Annotated in this window: 18 protein-coding genes; 3 read left to right on the forward strand and 15 right to left on the reverse strand. The window is 39.4% G+C overall.

Translation table 11 applies throughout. The features are described from left to right. Positions 1 to 2,433: a CSLREA domain-containing protein gene (locus ACXM0J_RS04085; RefSeq protein ID WP_086265469.1), complete on the forward strand. Its 2,433-nt coding sequence runs from the start codon at positions 1 to 3 to the stop codon at positions 2,431 to 2,433. A 105-nt stretch (positions 2,434 to 2,538) separates the two neighbouring features. On the opposite strand, the gene ACXM0J_RS04090 is transcribed toward ACXM0J_RS04085, so the two are convergent. From ACXM0J_RS04090 to ACXM0J_RS04110, 5 genes are all read right to left on the reverse strand, one after another. Then, positions 2,539 to 2,928 carry a DUF3106 domain-containing protein gene (locus tag ACXM0J_RS04090; protein ID WP_086265468.1) on the reverse strand — a complete coding sequence of 130 codons (390 nt, stop codon included), beginning with the start codon at positions 2,926 to 2,928 and terminating at the stop codon, positions 2,539 to 2,541. After that, positions 2,918 to 3,238 carry a hypothetical protein gene (locus tag ACXM0J_RS04095; protein ID WP_002118556.1) on the reverse strand — a complete coding sequence of 107 codons (321 nt, stop codon included), beginning with the start codon at positions 3,236 to 3,238 and terminating at the stop codon, positions 2,918 to 2,920. Before ACXM0J_RS04095 ends, ACXM0J_RS04090 begins: the two co-directional genes overlap by 11 nt. After that, complete coding sequence (locus tag ACXM0J_RS04100; protein ID WP_086265467.1) at positions 3,228 to 3,842, reverse strand: RNA polymerase sigma factor; 615 nt, start codon at positions 3,840 to 3,842, stop codon at positions 3,228 to 3,230. Before ACXM0J_RS04100 ends, ACXM0J_RS04095 begins: the two co-directional genes overlap by 11 nt. Before the next feature lie 159 nt (positions 3,843 to 4,001). After that, positions 4,002 to 4,778, reverse strand: a complete 777-nt coding sequence (locus ACXM0J_RS04105; RefSeq protein WP_086265466.1) for a TrmH family RNA methyltransferase — start codon at positions 4,776 to 4,778, stop codon at positions 4,002 to 4,004. Positions 4,779 to 4,837: 59 nt separating this feature from the next. Continuing rightward, positions 4,838 to 5,809: a class 1 fructose-bisphosphatase gene (locus tag ACXM0J_RS04110; RefSeq protein WP_086265465.1), complete on the reverse strand. Its 972-nt coding sequence runs from the start codon at positions 5,807 to 5,809 to the stop codon at positions 4,838 to 4,840. A 184-nt stretch (positions 5,810 to 5,993) separates the two neighbouring features. Between ACXM0J_RS04110 and ACXM0J_RS04115 the strand changes: the two genes are divergently transcribed. After that, positions 5,994 to 6,179 carry an NF038105 family protein gene (locus tag ACXM0J_RS04115; RefSeq protein ID WP_002118730.1) on the forward strand — a complete coding sequence of 62 codons (186 nt, stop codon included), beginning with the start codon at positions 5,994 to 5,996 and terminating at the stop codon, positions 6,177 to 6,179. A gap of 50 nt (positions 6,180 to 6,229) precedes the next feature. On the opposite strand, the gene pal is transcribed toward ACXM0J_RS04115, so the two are convergent. From pal to ACXM0J_RS04165, 10 genes are all read right to left on the reverse strand, one after another. Next, positions 6,230 to 6,790 carry a peptidoglycan-associated lipoprotein Pal gene (gene pal / locus ACXM0J_RS04120; protein ID WP_002118513.1) on the reverse strand — a complete coding sequence of 187 codons (561 nt, stop codon included), beginning with the start codon at positions 6,788 to 6,790 and terminating at the stop codon, positions 6,230 to 6,232. 27 nt (positions 6,791 to 6,817) lie between these two features. Then, on the reverse strand, positions 6,818 to 8,098 hold the full coding sequence (tolB, locus tag ACXM0J_RS04125) for a Tol-Pal system beta propeller repeat protein TolB (protein WP_086265464.1): 1,281 nt from the start codon (positions 8,096 to 8,098) through the stop codon (positions 6,818 to 6,820). 93 nt (positions 8,099 to 8,191) lie between these two features. After that, positions 8,192 to 9,562: a cell envelope integrity protein TolA gene (tolA, locus tag ACXM0J_RS04130; protein WP_262470144.1), complete on the reverse strand. Its 1,371-nt coding sequence runs from the start codon at positions 9,560 to 9,562 to the stop codon at positions 8,192 to 8,194. A 3-nt stretch (positions 9,563 to 9,565) separates the two neighbouring features. After that, positions 9,566 to 10,018, reverse strand: a complete 453-nt coding sequence (gene tolR / locus ACXM0J_RS04135; protein WP_086265462.1) for a protein TolR — start codon at positions 10,016 to 10,018, stop codon at positions 9,566 to 9,568. Then, positions 10,018 to 10,716: a protein TolQ gene (tolQ, locus tag ACXM0J_RS04140; RefSeq protein WP_016140259.1), complete on the reverse strand. Its 699-nt coding sequence runs from the start codon at positions 10,714 to 10,716 to the stop codon at positions 10,018 to 10,020. Before tolQ ends, tolR begins: the two co-directional genes overlap by 1 nt. 24 nt (positions 10,717 to 10,740) lie before the next feature. Beyond that, positions 10,741 to 11,148, reverse strand: a complete 408-nt coding sequence (gene ybgC / locus ACXM0J_RS04145; protein WP_001273591.1) for a tol-pal system-associated acyl-CoA thioesterase — start codon at positions 11,146 to 11,148, stop codon at positions 10,741 to 10,743. 212 nt (positions 11,149 to 11,360) lie between these two features. Then, positions 11,361 to 12,695 (reverse strand): M20 family metallopeptidase, encoded by a 1,335-nt coding sequence (locus tag ACXM0J_RS04150; RefSeq protein WP_086265461.1) that lies wholly within the window; start codon positions 12,693 to 12,695, stop codon positions 11,361 to 11,363. A 203-nt stretch (positions 12,696 to 12,898) separates the two neighbouring features. Further along, positions 12,899 to 13,903 (reverse strand): Holliday junction branch migration DNA helicase RuvB, encoded by a 1,005-nt coding sequence (gene ruvB, locus ACXM0J_RS04155; RefSeq protein WP_002052424.1) that lies wholly within the window; start codon positions 13,901 to 13,903, stop codon positions 12,899 to 12,901. 7 nt (positions 13,904 to 13,910) lie between these two features. Then, positions 13,911 to 14,510 (reverse strand): Holliday junction branch migration protein RuvA, encoded by a 600-nt coding sequence (gene ruvA, locus ACXM0J_RS04160; protein WP_086265460.1) that lies wholly within the window; start codon positions 14,508 to 14,510, stop codon positions 13,911 to 13,913. A gap of 93 nt (positions 14,511 to 14,603) precedes the next feature. After that, positions 14,604 to 15,944: a deoxyguanosinetriphosphate triphosphohydrolase gene (locus tag ACXM0J_RS04165; RefSeq protein WP_060464857.1), complete on the reverse strand. Its 1,341-nt coding sequence runs from the start codon at positions 15,942 to 15,944 to the stop codon at positions 14,604 to 14,606. Between the two features lie 309 nt (positions 15,945 to 16,253). Between ACXM0J_RS04165 and purL the strand changes: the two genes are divergently transcribed. After that, positions 16,254 to 20,087, forward strand: a complete 3,834-nt coding sequence (gene purL, locus ACXM0J_RS04170; protein WP_479750278.1) for a phosphoribosylformylglycinamidine synthase — start codon at positions 16,254 to 16,256, stop codon at positions 20,085 to 20,087. Positions 20,088 to 20,118 lie beyond the last annotated feature (31 nt).

Here is a 20,118-nt window from a genome sequence, read left to right on the forward strand (position 1 = left end):
ATGAAAAATTATAAAAAGGCTTTTTTAGCATTAGCTGTGATTGCTGCAATGCCATTATTTGCAGATACTACGACTGGAAGAATTGACGTTACAACTTTTGACGATGAAGATGGTGAAAATACTAATGCCTGCTCATTGCGTGAAGCGATAAAGACAGCTGAGATACGTAAGTCATATGGTGGATGTACTGTTATTGATACACGTGAAACTACACAAAAATCGATTCAGCTTAAAGCAGGAATTTACACTCTAAATAAGGAATTAGTTCCAAATGCTAATATTGCTATTTTTGGTGCTGATCCCGTAGATTGGCAGAAAAAAAGCGTATTAACTAATGATTATCCTGCACAACTTGACTTACAAACACATATTAGTGCTCAAGGTAAATCACGCATTTTCAATACGACTACCTATAAACAGCCCTTGACCTTAAATAATGTAATTCTTGAAAATGGCGTTACAACTGGTCAGGGTGGCGCGATTTATGCCGGTGCTGATATTGCTTTGCAAAATAGCCAGATTTTATCATCTCGAGCAACAAACGGTGGAGCAATTTATTTAGCTTCACCTAATATTACTTTGTCAGTAAATCATTCATTACTTAAAGGTAATAACGCAACACAAGGTAGTGTTTTATCAATGGGGTGTTTTAGCGACACTGTCTATGCACCACGTACCATTACCCTTACATCAAATAGTATTGTGAATAACGGTAATACAGCTTCAACAAGTACATTTGAGTTCTGTGGTAAACCTACTGCGACATTATTGGTTAATACCATTGCAAAAAATATAGCGAATAGTACTAGCGGCAGTATTATTAAGTTTACTGGTGATACCAATAATCCAGCCAATACATCAAGTATTTTAAGTTCAAGCAGTAGTTTAGTACTTTTAAATAATACAATTGTTGAAAACAACGCGAATAGTACTTTCCTCTACGACAAGTTGGGCGCAAAAAAGCTAAGTTTTAACGTATTGGCTTATAATACTGGAAGTTATGCCTGTAAATATCTTTTAGGTGCGGCAGCAGAGCAAAAGAGTGTTGGTCTGACTCTGGATTTCAATGCACTTGATTGGACATCAGCAACAGCAAAGTGTGATGTTCCAAAGGAATCTCTGCCAGATGGTCAGACTAATATTAATATTAGGACACAAGCATTCAGCAATTTATTAAGTCCTTTACAAGCGGCAACTGCTTATACTGGGTTCTTACCTATTTACTATCCAAAAAATATTTCTTCTAGCACAGATTTAATTGACGTTGATCAAGATAGTAAAGGAAGTTGTGCCACAATTGATCAACGTGGGTTAAACCGTTTGACAGATAGTACCTCATATTATCAGCCAGAAAATCGTAATAGTTGTGATATTGGTTCTGTGGAGTTAATGAAGCTCACTGCAGGTGATTTAGAGGATGTTAGTAATATTTCATTAACAACTTTAATTGATACTTATCAACAAAATTATGATTTATTTGATAATTATATTAAGGACCCTAAGACGCCTTCTAACTTTATTACTTACTATAAAGTACGTTTAGCTGAATTTAAGAACCTAATTGATACAACTAAAGCAAATCTTAAGTATCGCGCAATCTATCTTGATTTAAAGAACTATGATTTACCTTTACCGACTGAAGACGCTAATCATGTGCTGAAGTTCTTCAACACCACAGATTATCGTATTGCAACTGAGCCATTAGGTATTGGATCTCTTGATGATAAATATGATGCTCAACAAGTTAAAGATCTATCTGATCAGGACAAGGTATTCTGTGAGTGGAATAGTGCTTTACAGCAAATTGTTTTTTATCGCAAAGACGATACGGTGACTCAAGCTGGTACCTATGCTTATTGTAAATATACAATTACAACAGCTGATAATAAATTAAGCTCAAGCGGTCTGATAAAAGCTCGTTTTAATAATATAGAACCAGTTTCTGGTGATGGGAAAATTACCTTTAAATATCTTGCAAATGAAATTATTCCATTGAATTTACTTAAATATGCTAACGATGATGGTGACGGTCCTATAAATACGCTTTTAAAGCCTAAATCACAATTTTGGGTAAATGGAGACGGTGTAGAGTTACCTATTTATTTACCAAGCAAAACATCGAAAGATGGTATTTTTAAAGTAATTAAGGCTGATCGAGAAGGGCCATGTCCGAAAGATGATAAGGATAAAATTTGTTATGGCGGAAATATCTATATTCAGGCAAATAACGTATTTAATACTTTTAATGACTCATTAAGTTATAACGTTTATGATGCTGATGGGAAAATTTCACCTAAAGCTGGCACAATCAACCTTGTAAGTACCGCTACTACTACAGATGATACGCGTGGTGGAGGTGGCGGTGGTAGCTTCGGAATTTTATCTTTAGCCTCTTTACTTGGTTTAGCAGCTTATAGACGCTATCGTAAATAAACTTAAAGAATATAAAAAAAGCCTCCAATCGGAGGCTTTTTTATAAGAAATGAAATCAAAATAATTGAGCGATTAATGTCTTATCTTTGATAGCTAAATAACAAGTTAGTGTTCCAAATACTTATTCATGTATTCTTCACGAATTGCTGTTCTTTCTTCCCCATTCGCTTTAAGCATACGTTGACGTAAATCTTTTCGCTCTTGCGTACTCATTTTTTGCCATGCTTCACGCATTTTTTGTTTTTCAGCTTCAGGTAGTTGAGTAAACCAGTCCATACGTTGCTGTAAGTTAGTGCTTTGATTCGCTGGTAGCTCTTTTAAACTCTGGTAACGCTTAATGACTGCACGTTGCTCTTCTTCAGAAAGGGCATCCCATGTGTCATCGACTTGTGCATTGGCATCTTTAGAAAAAATCCAAAAGCGTTCAAAACCTGCAAAACTTGTCTGCAAGAAACTTAATGAACACAGGATAAGAGCTAATTTTTTAGCTGCCATGTTGTACTTTATCCTCACCCAACACCATTAACATCTCTAAATCTTCCACCATTTGTGGAGATAATTTAGGATTTACGATCACTTGATTTTGTGGCTTATCCACAATCTCGACTGAGTTAGGCAGAATTACAAAACCTGTAATTGCTGCGGCAAGTGCGAAACCAGTCATTTTCCAGACACTATAATAAGAGGCTGGTTTTTGTTGAATATGGTCAAGCACATGATTCATGACCACTGTTTTATTTTTATGGTGATCTGCCAAACTATCAAGTTTGGATGTCACCTTTTTAGTGAAATCATCATGATTCATCAGAACCTCCCAAGGGATTTAAATGTGCCAAGTATTCTCTAAGTCCCTGAATTGCTCGGTGATAATGGGTTTTCACACTACCTTCGGTACAGTTCATGATCTGAGCTGTTGTATGGGTGTCAAACCCTTCCCACGCACGTAACATAAATGCCTGTTGTTGACGAACAGGTAGTTTTTCAATCGCTTCCCGAATTTCCTCTATGGTTACCGCTTGATCGAGAAAATCTGCAGGATTAATGGCTTTTTCATCAACTACATCGATAACTTCGTCGTCGTCATTATCCAGACTAACTTTTTTGAAGAATGAAAATGGATTTGCTCTACGAGATTCTTTGCGGCGCCAATCCTGAAGTTTGTTATTCAAAATAGTGTAAAACAGGGGATACCATTCTTCAGTACTTTTATCGGCATAAGATTTGTGTAAAGCAATAAATGCTTCTTGAACCAAATCCATCGCAATACCTTGTTGACCTTGGGTAGCACTCTCCATCATCACCAAAGCACGACCAGTAACATCTTGCATGAAAACTTTCAGGCGTTGCTCAGCCGTGCTGGCATGAGCACTAGATGTTTCCGATCGAGACTTTTTCGGTGCTAAATCCATGGAGATGGAAAATCCTGTCATTGGACATACCCACCTTATCTTCAATATATCTCTTATATAACGTTGAAAAGAGGTGGGAGGTTGACAACAATCGGTTATTTTTTACTAGTGTAATTGATTTTTTTCACAAATATGTGCGATGTAAAATAAATTAACGTTTTATTGGCGCTGGCGGACCATCTCAAAAAAACAAATAGACCCTGCAATTGCCACATTTAATGACTCTTGTCCACCTGGTTGGGGAATAGTCACTGATTGTGCGTGATCTAATGCATAATCACTAGCACCTTGTCCTTCATTTCCTAAAATCCACACACACGGTTTAGAAAGGTCTTTTGAATAAAGACTGGTTGAGCGATGAGAGCTAGTAACAAAAACCGGGATTTGAAATTTTGGGAGGATATCTGTCAGCTGGAAATTTTCAAAACAATGCAAGCTAAAATGAGCGCCCATACCTGCTCTTAAAACTCGTGGTGACCAAAGTGATGCAGAGCCTTGTGTGCAAATGATTTGTTTAATATTTGCTGCTGCTGCTGAACGTAGCAGTGTACCTACGTTACCTGGATCCTGAATATTTTCAAGAATTAAGGTATCTGCTTTATAGTCGATGGTTGATGCAGTTTTAGGTAGATCAATAATCGCTAAACAAGGTAAGCTTGTACCTAATGTGCTCAAATCTCTATATAAAACTTCACTAATAACAAAGATATGGCCTTGATGTAGTTCTGTTATTTTCTTTAAATCTTCGTGTTCTAATGCTTGTTCTGTAGTAAATAAAGAAAAAATCTTTTTTTGCTGTTGCAACCAAGCCAAACAAAGATGCGTACCTTCAAGAACTGTTTGTTGGTGCTTTTTTCGGGCGTTACTGAGTTCGATTAATCCACGCAAATGTTTGATTTTTGCATTGTCTTTTGATTCTAAAAAAATAACCGCCATAAGAAAATATCCAACAAAAGGGCACCATCATACTATGATGCCCTAAGTAATTAAAATTATTAGTGGTAGCTTGTTACGCGTTCAACTTCATTTTTAGAACCAATGATTACAGGAACACGTTGGTGAAGCTCGGTTGGTTCAATGTCTAAAATACGAACACGACCTGTAGTTGAAGCACCACCAGCTTGTTCAATGAGCATACTCATTGGGTTTGCTTCATACATTAAACGTAAACGACCTGCTTTTTTCGGATCTTTTAAGTCATATGGGTAAAGGAAAATACCACTACGACATAAAATACGGTGAATATCACCCACCATACATGCTACCCAGCGCATATTAAAATCTTTTTCACGAACAGATGTCTTGCCTGCGAGTAATTCATCAATATATTGTTTTACGGGTTGTTCCCAATGACGCTGATTGGATGCGTTAATAGCGAATTCTTGAGTGTCTGCTGGAACTTGTACATTCTCATTAGTAAGCAAGAAGGTTTGAGTTTCTGGATCTAAAGTAAAGAATGCTACGCCATTTCCTACAGTTAACGCCATCATAGTTGATGGGCCATAAAGTACATAACCAGCAGCAACTTGCTGTGTACCAGCTTGCATGAAATCGTTTGCTTGTGTTACTGCATTTTTTGCAGGCAAAATAGAGAAAATCGTGCCTACACACATATTGATATCAATATTGCTTGAGCCGTCTAATGGGTCAAATAAAACGAGGTATTTACCATTTTCTTGTGCAGGTGTGAACTCATCAAGTTCTTCCGAAGCAAGACCACCTACGTGTGGGTGTACTTTTAAAGCGTCAATTAAGTAGTCATTAGAAATCACATCAAGTTTTTTCTGTGTTTCGCCTTGAACATTTTCATTGCCAGCACTACCTAAAATACCAGCGAGTGCACCTTTTTGTAATGCTTGGTCGATTGTTTTACAGGTCGTGGCAATAGTATCGATGACTTGAGCCAACTCAGGTGTTAGATTCCCTTTTTGTTGTTGTAAAAATTGGGACAAAGTGAGGTTGGACATAAAAAACGCTCCTGTGCTTCAAGCATCAAAATGAGTCAGATAAATACGTGGCATATTCTAGATGAGAATGTCACAAAATAAAAATTATCTTACTTTATTTGTGTTGGATTTATGCTTACAAGCCCCAATTAAAATGGTATGTTGATTGCATTACAAAGGATTGTATATTTTTAGGAGAATCGAAATGACAACAAAGAAGTTTGATGCGACCCCCACGGCAGGTGAACCAATCAATCTGGATGAAATTTCGAAAGAAAATGTTCAGGAAGCTTGGAAAGATTATGAAGCAAAACCTGAATATAAAGATTTTAATAAGCATGATTTGATTGAGTCCATGCAACATCCTGAAGAAGAAAAGAAATCTTCTTAAGTAATAAAAAAACGCTCATATTATTATGAGCGTTTTTTTATGCATATCCCTTATTTTAATAAAGGAGGGACTGCTTCGTAATTAATCTCAACGCGGCGATTTTCTTTCCACGCTGATTCATCATGTCCCGCATTAACAGGAGCTTCTTTACCATAACTTACAGCTTCAAGTTGCTGTGGGTTTACACCATTGGTAATTAAATAGCTTTGTACAGCTTTAGCACGACGTTCACCTAAAGCCATGTTGTATTCACGTGTTCCACGTTCATCTGTATGGCCCGTTAATGCAACTTTTGAATTTGCATTTGCTATAAGGAACTGAGCATGAGCTTGAAGTGTTTGGTAGTCTTCAGTAGATAAATCGCTGCTGTCATAATCAAAGTGAACAACGCGTTTAGCCAAAGCCGCTTTATTTGCTTCAGTTACACCTTTAGATGAAGCACCTGCCAAATTTTGAGCATTTAATGCAGCATCTTCACTTAAACCAGAAGTGTTTACCGTACTTGGATTTGTACCAGTCGTAGTAGTCGCTGCAGGTTTACGGCTAGCACAGCCTGTCATTACGAGTGCTACGCTAAGAAAGGGTAGAGCTAAATATTTGATTGATTTCATGGTCATCTCCGTCAATGGAATTAAAAGTTATTTTGGTGCCCAGGCTGGTTCACGTACTTCACCTTGTTCGCTTGGTAAATTCATACGGAAACGTCCATCAGTAGACATAATAGACAACAAGCCACGGTTGCCTTCACGAGTTGCGTAGACCACCATTTGCCCATTTGGTGAGAAACTTGGTGATTCATCTAAACTAGTTGGGGTAAGAATATTGGTGATGCCAGTATTAATGTCTTGAATTGCAACTTTATAACTGCTGCCACTTGGGCGATGAACAAGTGCAATCTTTTTGCCATCTGCACTTAGAGTTCCACGTGCATTAAATGACCCTTTAAATGTTAAACGCTTTACTGAGCCATCAGCAAAGGTGTAACGATAAATTTGGGCAGAGCCACCACGGTCAGAAGTGAAAATAAAGGATTTTCCATCTGGTGTATAACGTGCTTCGGTATCAATTGCCGAATCATTTGTCATACGTTTGACTTGGCGAGTTGATAAATCCATTTGATAGATTTCAGGGTTACCATTCATAGATGCTGTAAAAAGCATTGATTGGCCATCTGGTGAGAAACTTGGTGCGCCGTTTAGTCCTCTAAAACTGGTAAGAACTTCACGTGTTCCCGTTGATAAATCCTGTAAATAAATTGCTGGACGTTTAGTTTCAAAAGAAACATAAGCAATTTTTTTAGCATCCGGTGTCCATGCTGGAGACAAAATCGGGTCACGAGACGATAAAACGGTCTTTGGTTGTTCACCATCCGTATCTGCAATTTGTAGTGTATAACGCTCGGCAGGTGTTGCAGGATTTCTTAATACATATGCAATACGGCCGCTAAAGTCACCTGGAATACCAGTAAGCGCTTGATAAATAGCATCACTTACAATATGGCCAGCCTGACGTATGCGAGCAGCTGGTACATTTAAAAGTTCATTTAAAATGTATTGTTGCTTTTGTACATCATAAAGTTGGTAGTGAACTTCAAAACCTGTCGCTGTTTGTTTAATTTGACCCGTAACTACATATGGAATACCTGCGGCTTGCCAGTCAGAAGCTTGAATCTGGTTAATTGCAGCATTGGCAGGTAAGTTTTTAGATGAGCTTGTAAAGCGTCCAGAACGGTTTAAGTCTGTTTCAACAATAGGATAGAGCCCATTGTCGTTAGTAAAAGGGACAATAGCAATTTTGGGTGCCTGATCTGGTGCTTTGGCAATTTCCAGATATAACTGGGCAAAAGCAGTGTTAGAAGCAATAGGGCTTAAGGCAGTGATCAGTGCTAAAGATAGCAGGTGTTTGCGGCTCGTATTCATAAGTTTAAAGTCATAGCAGGTATTTTTGTGACTGTTGATTTTGTAGCATAGTTACATGCCTTAAACTATTTAAAGCATGTAACTCTTTCAAAATTATTGCGCTCTAAATGTAGAGCTAACACTTCTTGCTTCACGTCTTGCATCTGGATCTGATGGCATAGGATAGGGCGCTGCGGCTTGAATTGCAGCTTTAATACTTGCGTCTAAGGCATCATCACCACTTGAACGCGTGATTACAATAGAATTAACACTTCCCGAATCGGAGAGGGTAAAACGAACACCAACTGTTTTACCACTACTGCCAGTTGGGACATCCCAAGAGCGTCGAATTTTTTGCTCAAAATCGCGTCTAGCTGAAGAAGCAACCTTTTTAGCTTCAGCTTTCTTCTGAGCTGCCTCTTCTTGTGCTTTTTGAGCAGATGCAGCTTTTGCTTCAGCCTCCGCTTCAGCTTTACGTTTAGCATCATCAGCAGCTTTTTGCTGCTTGGCCTTAGCATCTGCTTCAGCTTTGCGTTTAGCCTCGTCAGCAGCTTTTTGTTGCTTAGCTTTAGCATCGGCTTCAGCTTTGCGTTTAGCCTCGTCAGCTTTTTGTTGCTTAGCTTTAGCATCGGCATCAGCTTTACGTTTAGCATCTTCAGCTTTTTGTTGCTTAGCTTTAGCATCGGCCTCAGCTTTACGTTTAGCCTCGTCATTGGCTTTTTGCTGTTTGGCTTTAGCATCGGCTTCAGCTTTGCGTTTAGCATCATCATTAGCTTTTTGTTGCTTGGCTTTAGCATCGGCTTCAGCTTTGCGTTTAGCCTCGTCAGCAGCTTTTTGTTGCTTAGCTTTAGCATCAGCTTCGGCTTTTCGCTTAGCTTCTTGTTGTGCTTGAAGTTTAGCGTTTTCAGCCTTTTGAGCTTCACGTTTTAATTTTGCATCAGCCTCAGCTTTACGTTTAGCATCTTCAGCAGCTTTTGCACTTTGTTCAGCCTTACGTTTTTGTTCGGCTTCTGATTTTGCTTTCGCCTCAGCTTGGCGTTTGGCTTCAGCCTGCTGCTTTTGAGTTTCCTCTATGCGTTGCTGCTCTGCTGCTTGTTTCGCTTTCGCAGCTTCTTCAGCTTTACGCTTTTGCTCAGCTAACTTGACTTGCTGGGCTTGTTCGGCCTTTTGCTTTTGAGCAGCAAGTTGTTGAGCTGTTGGAGGAGGAGGTGCAACTGGAAGATTTTGAGGTAGCGTTTCATCCACAATAGGGGCTAATACCTCTTTTGCTTCATTTGTAGCTGTAGTCTCTTGTTCAATTTCTTTGGCTAAAGGAGGAGGTAAATCTTCTGGCTTAACTAAAATAGTCGTTAGCTTTTTTGGCTGTTCAGGTGGTTTACTCAAGCCTAAAAAAAGCAAGCCAACAATGGCAATTGCATGAACTCCGAGTGTAAAGCTCAATGCAATCGCATTTTGTTTAAAGTGCGGCTTTTGATTTTTGTTCATAGCTTATTTTAAAGGCTCTGTCAGAAGGCCAACTTGAGTTAAGCCTGCTTCTTGTAAACTTGCCATTAATGATACGATTTCACCATAAGGACGAGACTTATCACCATTGACTAAAACTGTGAGTTGTTTGTTTTCTTGTTCAGCTTGTTTTTGAGCATCGCTTAAAACTGCTTCGAGTTTTTCACGAGATAATGGTTCATTATCTTTGTAATCTTCATACTGAAGATAAATATTGCCATCTTTGCCAATTGTTACCATGGCTGGCATATCTTTTGATTCGATAGGATGGTTATTTGCTTGAGGTAAATCAACCTTGATACCACTGGTAATCATAGGAGCAGTTACCATAAAAATAACCAAAAGTACGAGCATAACGTCAATATAAGGTACGACGTTCATATCACTTTTTAATGGTTTTTTTATGCGCTCAAAGCGCCCTGAACGCTGAATTGCCATTATGCATCTTCCTGTGATGAACCCACAGATTGACGTTGCAATAAAGCAATCATCTCTTCAGCAAATAAAGCGCGATCAGAATAAACACTTTCACTTTTAGCAGTGAAGTGGTTAAAAGCCAATACAGCAGGAATTGCGGCAAACAAACCAATTGCAGTTGCAATAAGTGCTTCGGCAATACCCGGTGCAACAGTTGCCAGAGTTACTTGATCAACCGCAGCTAAACCGATAAAGGCATTCATAATCCCCCAAACAGTACCGAATAAACCGATGTATGGGGCCACAGAACCAATACTTGCTAAAGTTCCTAAACCATATTCTAAATGGCTTTGATCACGGCTCAAACCTACGCGTAAAATACGCTCCGTGCCTTCAATTGTTTGAGAGACAGGAGCTTGACGTTTTTTGAGTTTAAAAAACTCGCTCAACCCTTGATAAAAAATATCTTCAAGCCCTGAACGCTTTGAGTTGAGTTGAGCATTGTTGTAAAGCGTATTGAGTTCAGCACCAGACCAGAACATTTTTTGGAAATGTTCATCGTCTTGATGTGCTTTTTTATAACTCATATGTAACTTGGCAATCAAATACCAACTAAAGATCGATGCTAACAATAAAATTAGCATGACCAACTGAACGACTGGACTTGCTTGTAAAATAAGGTCAGAAATATGCAGGGTTGATTCAATGTTTGTTGCCATAGGTTACATATGCCGGTTGTTTTTTTAGTCTTGTTCCAATTCTTTACGAATAAGATCACGTATTTCTTCTGGAAGACGACGAGGCATTAAGTCTTTGCTTAAACATGCCAACTCAACCTCACCAGAAGCAAGCAAGATTTCACCACGATAAATATTTTGTTGCAACACAAATGACGCAGCTTTACATGAAACTACACGTGCTGTAACAGTAATTAAATCATCCATTAAAATAGGACGCATATATTTTACGTCAATTTTATATACGACAAAGTTGTAGTCTTTTTGGTGCCAGTAATGGTCAACGCCAGCAGCACGGAGCCATTCGGTACGGGTACGTTCCATATAGCGAATATGGTTGGCATGGTAAACAATACCACCTGCGTCCGTATCTTCAATATAAACACGAATGTTGAATTCAAAATGATTCGCCATGAGAGTATTCCGTTTTAGTTCACTATAGAGCTTTATATTTAAAATATGGCTTTGAATAAAACATTAGCTCTACTCAAAAGCCATACATCTGCTTTTAAATACGGGGCAGTTTAGCAGATTGCATACTAAGTCCTATGGCACAACCTTTCAATTGCGGTTGCTGTATTTCTAAACTAAAAACGCTACATCTTATGGCTAGCAAGCTTTTTAAGTTAAGAGGGCTTCCATGCGGTTTGAACTTGTTTTGATATATTCGGATAATTTAATACGAATCTTACATGTAGCTCGGTCCCTGTTTTTAAGGCCTTGTTATCTACAATAAAATAAGGACTATGATTTGGTGCAGCCTGAGTTAAGTCCTGATTTTCTGGAGTTGCGCCCAAAAAAACAAAAAATGAGGGCATTAACCTACCATAATAGGCAAAATCTTCACTTGCGCTTGCATTATGATCTAGAACATGAAGTTTTGAATCGCCAACAACTTCGGCTAATGTAGGTTGAATCAATTGGGTAAGCGCCTTGTCGTTCATGGTTACTGGAGCATAAGGAGCAATTTCAACTTTGGCAGTCATGTCGTTGGCTTGAGCGTTATGCTCTATCATGGTGGGTAAACTTTTTAAGATATTTGCCCGTATCTGTTCGTTGTTAGAGCGAATGGTTCCGATCATATTGACTTGTTCCGGAATTACATTTCCTGCCGTACCACCTTGAATATTACCGATAGTGACTACGCCCATGCCTTGGGTGAGGTCGATTCTTCGGCTAATAAGACTCTGTAAATTATTAATCATTTGTGCAGATGCATAAATTGGATCTCTGCCTAACCATGGGGTCGAGCCGTGAACCTGCTTACCGTTAACCTGAATACGCAAGTGATCTGCGCTATTTAAAATGGCACCATCTTTATAATAAAGGTGCCCACTTTGCATACCAGATATGACATGTATTCCAAAAATAGCTTCGGGTTTATAATCTTTAAATGCACCGTCTGTGATCATTTTTCTTGAGCCGATTTGATCACCCTGCTTAAAGTTGTCTATATCTGCTCCACCTTCTTCAGCGGGTTGAAAAACAAAGACAACAGTACCCGATATTTTATCTTTATTCGCAGCTAGAATTTTTGCTGCACCTAATAGCATTGCTGTGTGTGCATCATGTCCACAGGCATGCATCACATAAGTTTCTTTACCTTGATAAATTGCTTTTTGTTTACTAGAAAAGGGAACTCCGCTTTTTTCTTCCATAGGTAGCGCATCCATATCTGCTCTAAGCGCGATAATAGGGCCAGGTTTATTACCTTTTAAAATGCCAATAACCCCTGTTTTTGCATAACCTGTTTTGACTTGAATGCCATAAGACTTCAATTCTTTTTGAACCAGTGCTGATGTTTTAAATTCCATGTTGCCGAGTTCAGGATGCTCGTGAATATGTTGTCTTAATTGAATCACCTGATTTTCATTTTGTTGTGCAGCATCTTTTACCCAATCTGCTAGGCTCAGCTGACTCATTAGAGCAAGTGGAAAAATTAAAGCGGCTTTTTTGTACATGTCCTTATCCTAAAAATATTATTGTTCATAAGATTTGATATCTACATTTCTTATAATGCAGTTTTTAAAAATATTAAAAAATCAATAAGGTATAAAAATAGACTTAAAAGGTATGGAGTGTCTAATTTATTGATAAGTCAATTATTATTTCATTGGATAGAGAGATTAAATTAAAAAAGGAAGAGAAAATTCTCTTCCTTTGATTAGTTTTTAGGCTCAGGTGGTGTCATTCCAAACTGTAAATAAGATTGGTTGGTTGCAATCCGACCTCGTGCGGTACGCATGACATAACCTTGTTGAATTAAATAAGGTTCAATCACATCTTCAAGCGTACCGCTGTCTTCAGCCATCGCTGCTGCAAGCGCTTCAACTCCAGCAGGACCGCCATCAAAACGCTCGAGTAGCATGCTCAAATAACGTCGGTCTAGGGTATCTAAGCCAGCTTTATCAACATTAAGCATATCAAGCGCACGCTGCGCCATTTCATGGGTCACTTCGCCTGTGCCTTTCACTTGTGCATAGTCACGAACACGTCGTAATAAACGGTTAGCGATACGAGGTGTTCCGCGTGATCGGCGTGCTACTTCTTCTGCGCCTTCAACTGTAATGGGTACATCCATTAAGTTTGCAGAGCGCGACACAATATGAGTCAAGTCTTCTACAGAGTAAAACTCAAGACGTTGCACAATACCGAAGCGGTCACGTAGTGGTGAGGTCAGTAAGCCTGCACGAGTGGTCGCAGCAACAAGTGTAAAAGGGGGTAAATCGAGTTTAATTGAACGAGCAGCAGGGCCTTCACCAATCATGATATCTAATTGGTAATCTTCCATTGCTGGATAGAGAATTTCTTCAATCACTGGAGAAAGACGATGAATCTCATCAATAAACAAAACATCGCCTTCTTCAAGGTTAGTTAGCATTGCTGCTAAATCACCCGCACGTTCTAATACCGGCCCTGAAGTAGATTTGAGGTTACCACCCATTTCTCGGGCAATAATATTAGCAAGTGTGGTTTTACCTAAACCCGGCGGACCAAAAATTAGCGTATGGTCGAGTGCTTCGCCACGGCCACGAGCAGCGCCAATGAAAATTTCCATTTGCTCGCGTACGACTGGTTGTCCAATATAATCGGCAAGAGAAGTTGGTCGAATAGCCCGATCAAAATGATCCTCTGGTTTTTCTGTTCCACTGATTAGACGGTCTTGCATAAGTGTTTTACTTCATCATGGATTTAAGAGCAGCACGAATAATATCGGCTGATTCTGTGTAATCGGCTTTAACCGCAGCAACAGCTTTTTGTGCTTCAAGTGGCTTATAACCTAAAGATTGCAAAGCAGCTTCTGCTTCTGCAACAGGAGAGTTTGCAGCAAATTGAATTTGAGGCATGGTCGCCGTAGTTGACGTGCCTTGAGCCAATGTTTTGAAGCGATCACGGAGTTCGATCATTAAACGTTCAGCTGTTTTTTTGCCAACACCCGGGACTTTGACCAGCGTATTAATATCATCATGTTCAATGGTGTGAACCAATAAATCAACACTTAGCGTCGATAAAATACCCAATGCCATTTTTGGACCGACACCGTTTACTTTTAATAAGGTACGGAAAATTGTTTTTTCTTGAGCATCGCTAAAACCGTAGAGCTGCTGTGCATCTTCACGGACAACCAAGTGCGTCCATAATGTAACTTTCTGGCCCTTTTGTAATTGGCAAAATGTTGAAAGTGGCGTATCAATTTCATAGCCCACACCATTTACATTCAGTAAGACAGTAGGGGCTTCTAAGGCAAACACTTCGCCAATTAAACATCCGATCATAGCGTAATTTCACTTATTCATAACTGTAAATCTGGTCGTTCTAAAATGAATTGAAAACGACACTGGTTTTATTTCTTTCTATATCAAGCCAGCTTAAAACAAGCCAATTTTATTACCTTGCAACTCTTGCGCCAAGCTATAAGCCTGATGATCTGAGAACTTACTAATAATATCGAGGACTTGCATGATATTGCTGTAGTGATTATTGCTAAAGCTAGCACCATATAGATTAAGGATAGACATTAAACGTTGTTCTTTAAAGCTTAAAGATTTATGTGGTGTTGTAAGTGGAACAAATGCATCCAAAATCGTTTGCAAACTTTGATGCGCAATAATTTCTAAACCAGACTTTTGTGGGTGCTCAAAAATTTTATCACGTGCCAGATTCTTGGCAGTTTCGATACCAATTGCAATATCTGGCGAACAATATTGCAAAAGATTGCCCTTAAGCTGACCTGTAATGATTTCATAGTGATTTTTGGCAAAAGCTGTAGTGACCTCATCAACAAGACGTTTCATGACTCGACCACGTAATGCTGAGATCTTTTGTTGCCATGTACTATTTGGATGAGACAACTCTTCAGGTTGACCATAGTCGGCAATAAGATTTAGGAATATTGGTTCAACTTCTTGGTAACTCAGCATATTCAAGACAATGCCATCTTCTAAATCAATTAATGCATAGCAAATGTCATCAGCAGCTTCTAGCAGGTAGGTGAGTGGATGACGACAATAATGATATTCCCCGAGTTGAATCAGCCCGAGCTGTTCCGCAATCTGTTTTAAAATTTCTTTTTCAGACTGATAACAACCAAACTTTGCTCTTTGATGGGAAGGGCGGTCACCCTGCGAAGCAATTGTTTTTGAAAGCCATGGATATTTTAGATAAGCACCTAAAGTTGCATAAGTTAAGCGCATACCGCCATCATTTGGATGATAGTCAATGCGACTTAATAGACGTAATCCTTGAGCATTACCTTCAAACTGACGAACGTCAGCTTCTTCTTCAGGACTGAGTTTTTTCAAAAAATCATCATGTGAGGCATCATCGAACCATTCGCGAATTGCATATTCACCCGCATGCCCGAAAGGGGGATTACCAATATCGTGGGCCAGACAAGCTGCCTGAATAATTGCCCCAACATCGGCAGGAGAAATCCAGACGGGTAATTCGTTTTTAATTTTTTCTGCGGCAAGCATACCCATTGAGCGGCCAATGCAGGAAACTTCAAGGGAGTGAGTTAAGCGAGTGTGAATACCATCATGTTGTGCTAGAGGGTGAACTTGCGTCTTACGGTTTAACTGACGAAAACTTTGAGAAAATATAATGCGGTCATAATCTTTATGGAATGGGCTACGAGCCAGTTCTGTACTACTTTTTTTGCTACCTAAACGAACTGCGGAAAGCAGCTCTAACCAACGCATTTGTTCCATTTATCATTATTCAAAACTATAAAACCTGATCATGCCAAAAAAAACTTAAAAGCACTAGCTTGGTGCGACATAGTTTGTCTTAGTTCGGGTTTTATTATGTTATTGAATAAACATGCAACAATTTATTTTTAGCAAGAATGACTAAAAAAATGATTTTGAACAAAAAACAAATCACTTCTTGCAGAATTAGGTTACAGAATACTGATTCTACATCTAGCTGATTTTACCAAGAAGCAGTAGAATATGCGCTCTCTCTAAAGTCACATTGCGGTAAGGTTCACAAGACCTGCCCGTGGAGCCAAAATCAACATGTTTATCGTGGCCGGTGCAGCAGCACATTCTTCTTTTAAGAAAGCTCAACTATTAACACGTTTATCGTCAATTAGTTCTGTTCAATCTTTTGACAGCCAATGGGTCTATTTGTTTGATCAAGCGCTCAACGAGCAGCAACATCAATCTGCTTTGCAATTATTAAATGACGGTGAGTCTTTTGAACTTCGTCAATCTGCAAGTGATGAGATTCAGATTTTAGTTACACCACGTGTGGGTACTATTTCACCTTGGTCTTCTAAAGCAACTGATATTTTTAAAAACTGTAATACACCAGTACACCGTCTAGAACGTGGTCTTTTATTCACGTTAAAAGGTGTTACTGAAATTACTAATGAAGTTAAACAAGTACTTCATGATCGTATGACAGAAACAGTTTTTGCTCAAATTGAAGATGCAAAAGCATTATTTTCAGAAACTGCTCCAAAACCATTAAATTCAATTGATATCTTGGGTCAAGGCAAAGAAGCTTTGGTTAAAGCGAACAATGAGTTCGGTTTTGCGTTATCTGAACAAGAAATTGATTATTTAACAGAAGCATTCGGTAAGCTTGGTCGTAATCCAAATGACATCGAGTTAATGATGTTTGCGCAGGCGAACTCTGAACACTGTCGTCATAAAATCTTTGGTTCTGAGTGGACAATTGATGGTGAAAAACAACCATTATCATTGTTCCAAATGATTAAAAACACTTATAAAGAATCACCAACTGACGTTTTATCGGCATATAAAGATAACGCTTCTGTAATTGTTGGTTATGACACGATGCGTTTTTATCCAAAAGCGGATGAAAATGGTCACTTTGTTTATAAATATAAGAGCCAAGCAGCTCATATTTTAATGAAGGTTGAAACTCATAATCACCCAACAGCAATTTCTCCATTTGCTGGTGCTGCAACTGGTTCAGGCGGTGAAATCCGTGATGAAGGTGCAACTGGTCGTGGTGGTAAACCAAAAGCTGGTTTAACAGGCTTTACAGTTTCTAACTTAAATATTCCTGGTTTTGAACAACCTTGGGAAGAAAACTACGGTAAACCTTCACGTATGGCATCGCCATTACAAATCATGATTGAAGGTCCATTAGGTGGTGCGGCATTTAACAACGAATTCGGTCGTCCTGCATTAAATGGTTATTTCCGTACTTTCGAACAAAATGTAAATGGTGAAGTGAAGGGCTTCCATAAGCCAATCATGATTGCTGGTGGTTACGGTAACATTCGTCCTGACCATGTAGAAAAAGATGCGATTCAACCTGGTGACTTGCTCATTGTATTGGGTGGCCCTGCAATGTTAATCGGTCTTGGTGGTGGTGCAGCATCTTCTGTAGATAGCGGTACAATGGGTGAAAGCCTTGATTTCGCATCTGTACAACGTGAAAACCCAGAAATGGAACGCCGTTGTCAAGAAGTAATTGATACTTGCTGGCGCTTAGAAGACTTCAACCCAATCGTTTCTGTACATGACGTTGGTGCGGGTGGTCTATCAAATGCTATGCCTGAACTTGTGAATGATCATGAGTTAGGTGCAGTTCTTAACCTTCGTAAAATTCCTTCATTAGAGCCGGGCATGAGCCCAATGGAAATCTGGTCAAATGAAGCTCAAGAGCGTTATGTTCTTGCAATTCGCCCAGAGTCTTTAGAACAGTTCGAATCAATCTGTGCTCGTGAACGTTGTCCATTTGCTGTGTTAGGTGAAGCAACTGAAGCTCGTCATTTAACTGTTGAAGATCCATTGTTCCAGAACAATGCAGTTGATATCCCAATGCAAGTAATGCTTGGTGGTACACCGCGCATGCAACGTTCTTATGAAACAATTGAGCGTAAAGGTAACGATTTTGACGCTTCAAAAGTTGATTTGAAAGATGCGATTTTCCGTGTATTGAAAAATCCTACAGTTGCTTCTAAATCATTCTTGATCACCATTGGTGACCGCTCAATTACAGGTATGGTTGCGCGTGATCAAATGGTTGGTCGTTGGCAGATTCCTGTTGCAGATGCAGCAGTAACGACGACAAGCTTACAAGGCTTCACTGGTGAAGCAATGGCGATGGGTGAACGTCCACCAGCTGCATTGTTAAATCCAGCAGCGTCTGCTCGTTTGGCAGTTGCTGAAGCAATTACTAATATTGCATGTGCAAATATTGAACAAATTAGTGATATCAAACTTTCTGCAAACTGGATGGCTGCTGCTGGTCAAAAAGGTGAAGACCAGGCGTTGTTTGAAGGTGTGAAAGCGATTGGTATGGAAATGTGTCCTGCTTTAGGAATTGCGATTCCTGTAGGTAAAGACTCGCTTTCAATGCGTACCACTTGGAACGACAACGGCGAAGATAAAGCTGTGACATCTCCAATGACAGGGGTAATTACTGCATTTGCTCCAGTAACAGATGTTCGTAAAACTTTAACACCTGAACTTAAGAATTTAGAAGATTCAGTACTTGTACGTATTGATTTATCTAAAGGCCAGTTCCGTTTAGGTGGTTCGATTCTTGCTCAAGTATATAAAGCAATTGGTTCAATCACTCCAGATGTTGATAGTTTTGATGATTTCAAAGCGTTCTTTGCTTTAATCCAAGACTGGAATAACCGTGGCTTGATTCAAGCTTACCATGACATTGGTGACGGTGGTTTACTCGCAACTGTTGCTGAAATGATGTTTGCTGCACGTTTAGGTGTTGCATTAGAAGACCAAACTCCAGCAAGTTTGTTTGCTGAAGAAATTGGTGCAGTTGTTCAAATCAAAGCAGCTGATTGGGAAGCTTTACAAGCAGAAGTTGCTGCTTCTAGCTTAAAAGATGCAATTGCTGTAGTTGGTCGTGTAAACAACACAGATCAATTATCTGTAAATGGTTTGACTTTAGAGCGCGCAGAGTTACAGCAAGCTTGGTCTGAAGTATCTCATCAGATCCAACGTTTACGTGATAACGTAGAAACTGCTGACCAAGAATTTGCTTTAATTGCAGATAAATCACATCAAGGCTTAATTGCTAAACCAACATTTGACTTGAATGAACCTATTGAAGCACCGTTCATTAACACACGTCGTCCTAATATGGCGATCTTGCGTGAGCAAGGTGTAAATGGTCATATTGAGATGGCGGCAGCCTTTGATAAGGTTGGTTTCAATACTGTTGACGTGCACATGAGCGATTTACTTGCTGGTCGCGTTAGCTTAAGTGATTTTGAAGGCTTGGTGACTTGTGGTGGTTTCTCTTACGGTGACGTAATGGGTGCTGGCGGTGGCTGGGCAAAATCAGTTTTATTCAATGCGAAATTGCGTGATCAGTTTGAGCAATTCTTCCACCGTGAAGGTACGTTCAGCTTAGGTATCTGTAATGGTTGCCAAATGTTGTCACAATTGGCGCCGCTTATTCCAGGTGCTGAACACTGGCCACGCTTCCACCGCAATATGTCAGAAGTTTTTGAAGCTCGTAGCGTAAATGTTCGTGTTGAAAAATCAGTTTCTGTATTACTTGATGGTATGGAAGGTTCGATTTTACCGATTGCTGTGGCACATGGTGAGGGTCGTGCAGTTGCAAGTGAAGCTGATATTGCAAGCTTAAATGCAGCTAACCAAGTTGCATTGCGTTATGTTGATAGCCATGGTAATCCGACTCAACATTACCCATTGAACCCGAATGGTTCGCCGGAAGCGATTACTGGTGTAACATCTAAAGATGGTCGTGCAACGATCATGATGCCGCACCCAGAGCGTACATTCCGTGCAATTCAACACTCTTGGAGTCCAGAAGAGTGGACTGAAGATGGTGCATGGTTACGTATGTTCCGTAACGCACGTAAGTTTATTGGTTAATATAAAAATTGAAATAAGCCACCGTAAGGTG

It is taken from the genome of Acinetobacter sp. GRABPA_MV_2, from assembly GCF_056725885.1.

What these genes read in the sequence shown, in the direction of transcription:
- ruvB (WP_002052424.1), bottom strand. Translation starts at nt 13,903, where the DNA reads ATGCAAGACCGTCTAATCAGTGGAACAGAAAAACCAGAGGATCATTTT.
- ACXM0J_RS04090 (WP_086265468.1), bottom strand. Translation starts at nt 2,928, where the DNA reads ATGGCAGCTAAAAAATTAGCTCTTATCCTGTGTTCATTAAGTTTCTTG.
- tolR (WP_086265462.1), bottom strand. Translation starts at nt 10,018, where the DNA reads ATGGCAATTCAGCGTTCAGGGCGCTTTGAGCGCATAAAAAAACCATTA.
- ACXM0J_RS04110 (WP_086265465.1), bottom strand. Translation starts at nt 5,809, where the DNA reads ATGTCCAACCTCACTTTGTCCCAATTTTTACAACAACAAAAAGGGAAT.
- tolQ (WP_016140259.1), bottom strand. Translation starts at nt 10,716, where the DNA reads ATGGCAACAAACATTGAATCAACCCTGCATATTTCTGACCTTATTTTA.
- ACXM0J_RS04100 (WP_086265467.1), bottom strand. Translation starts at nt 3,842, where the DNA reads ATGGATTTAGCACCGAAAAAGTCTCGATCGGAAACATCTAGTGCTCAT.
- tolA (WP_262470144.1), bottom strand. Translation starts at nt 9,562, where the DNA reads ATGAACAAAAATCAAAAGCCGCACTTTAAACAAAATGCGATTGCATTG.
- ACXM0J_RS04095 (WP_002118556.1), bottom strand. Translation starts at nt 3,238, where the DNA reads ATGAATCATGATGATTTCACTAAAAAGGTGACATCCAAACTTGATAGT.
- tolB (WP_086265464.1), bottom strand. Translation starts at nt 8,098, where the DNA reads ATGAATACGAGCCGCAAACACCTGCTATCTTTAGCACTGATCACTGCC.
- ACXM0J_RS04105 (WP_086265466.1), bottom strand. Translation starts at nt 4,778, where the DNA reads ATGGCGGTTATTTTTTTAGAATCAAAAGACAATGCAAAAATCAAACAT.
- pal (WP_002118513.1), bottom strand. Translation starts at nt 6,790, where the DNA reads ATGAAATCAATCAAATATTTAGCTCTACCCTTTCTTAGCGTAGCACTC.
- ACXM0J_RS04115 (WP_002118730.1), top strand. Translation starts at nt 5,994, where the DNA reads ATGACAACAAAGAAGTTTGATGCGACCCCCACGGCAGGTGAACCAATC.
- purL (WP_479750278.1), top strand. Translation starts at nt 16,254, where the DNA reads ATGTTTATCGTGGCCGGTGCAGCAGCACATTCTTCTTTTAAGAAAGCT.
- ruvA (WP_086265460.1), bottom strand. Translation starts at nt 14,510, where the DNA reads ATGATCGGATGTTTAATTGGCGAAGTGTTTGCCTTAGAAGCCCCTACT.
- ACXM0J_RS04085 (WP_086265469.1), top strand. Translation starts at nt 1, where the DNA reads ATGAAAAATTATAAAAAGGCTTTTTTAGCATTAGCTGTGATTGCTGCA.
- ybgC (WP_001273591.1), bottom strand. Translation starts at nt 11,148, where the DNA reads ATGGCGAATCATTTTGAATTCAACATTCGTGTTTATATTGAAGATACG.
- ACXM0J_RS04165 (WP_060464857.1), bottom strand. Translation starts at nt 15,944, where the DNA reads ATGGAACAAATGCGTTGGTTAGAGCTGCTTTCCGCAGTTCGTTTAGGT.
- ACXM0J_RS04150 (WP_086265461.1), bottom strand. Translation starts at nt 12,695, where the DNA reads ATGTACAAAAAAGCCGCTTTAATTTTTCCACTTGCTCTAATGAGTCAG.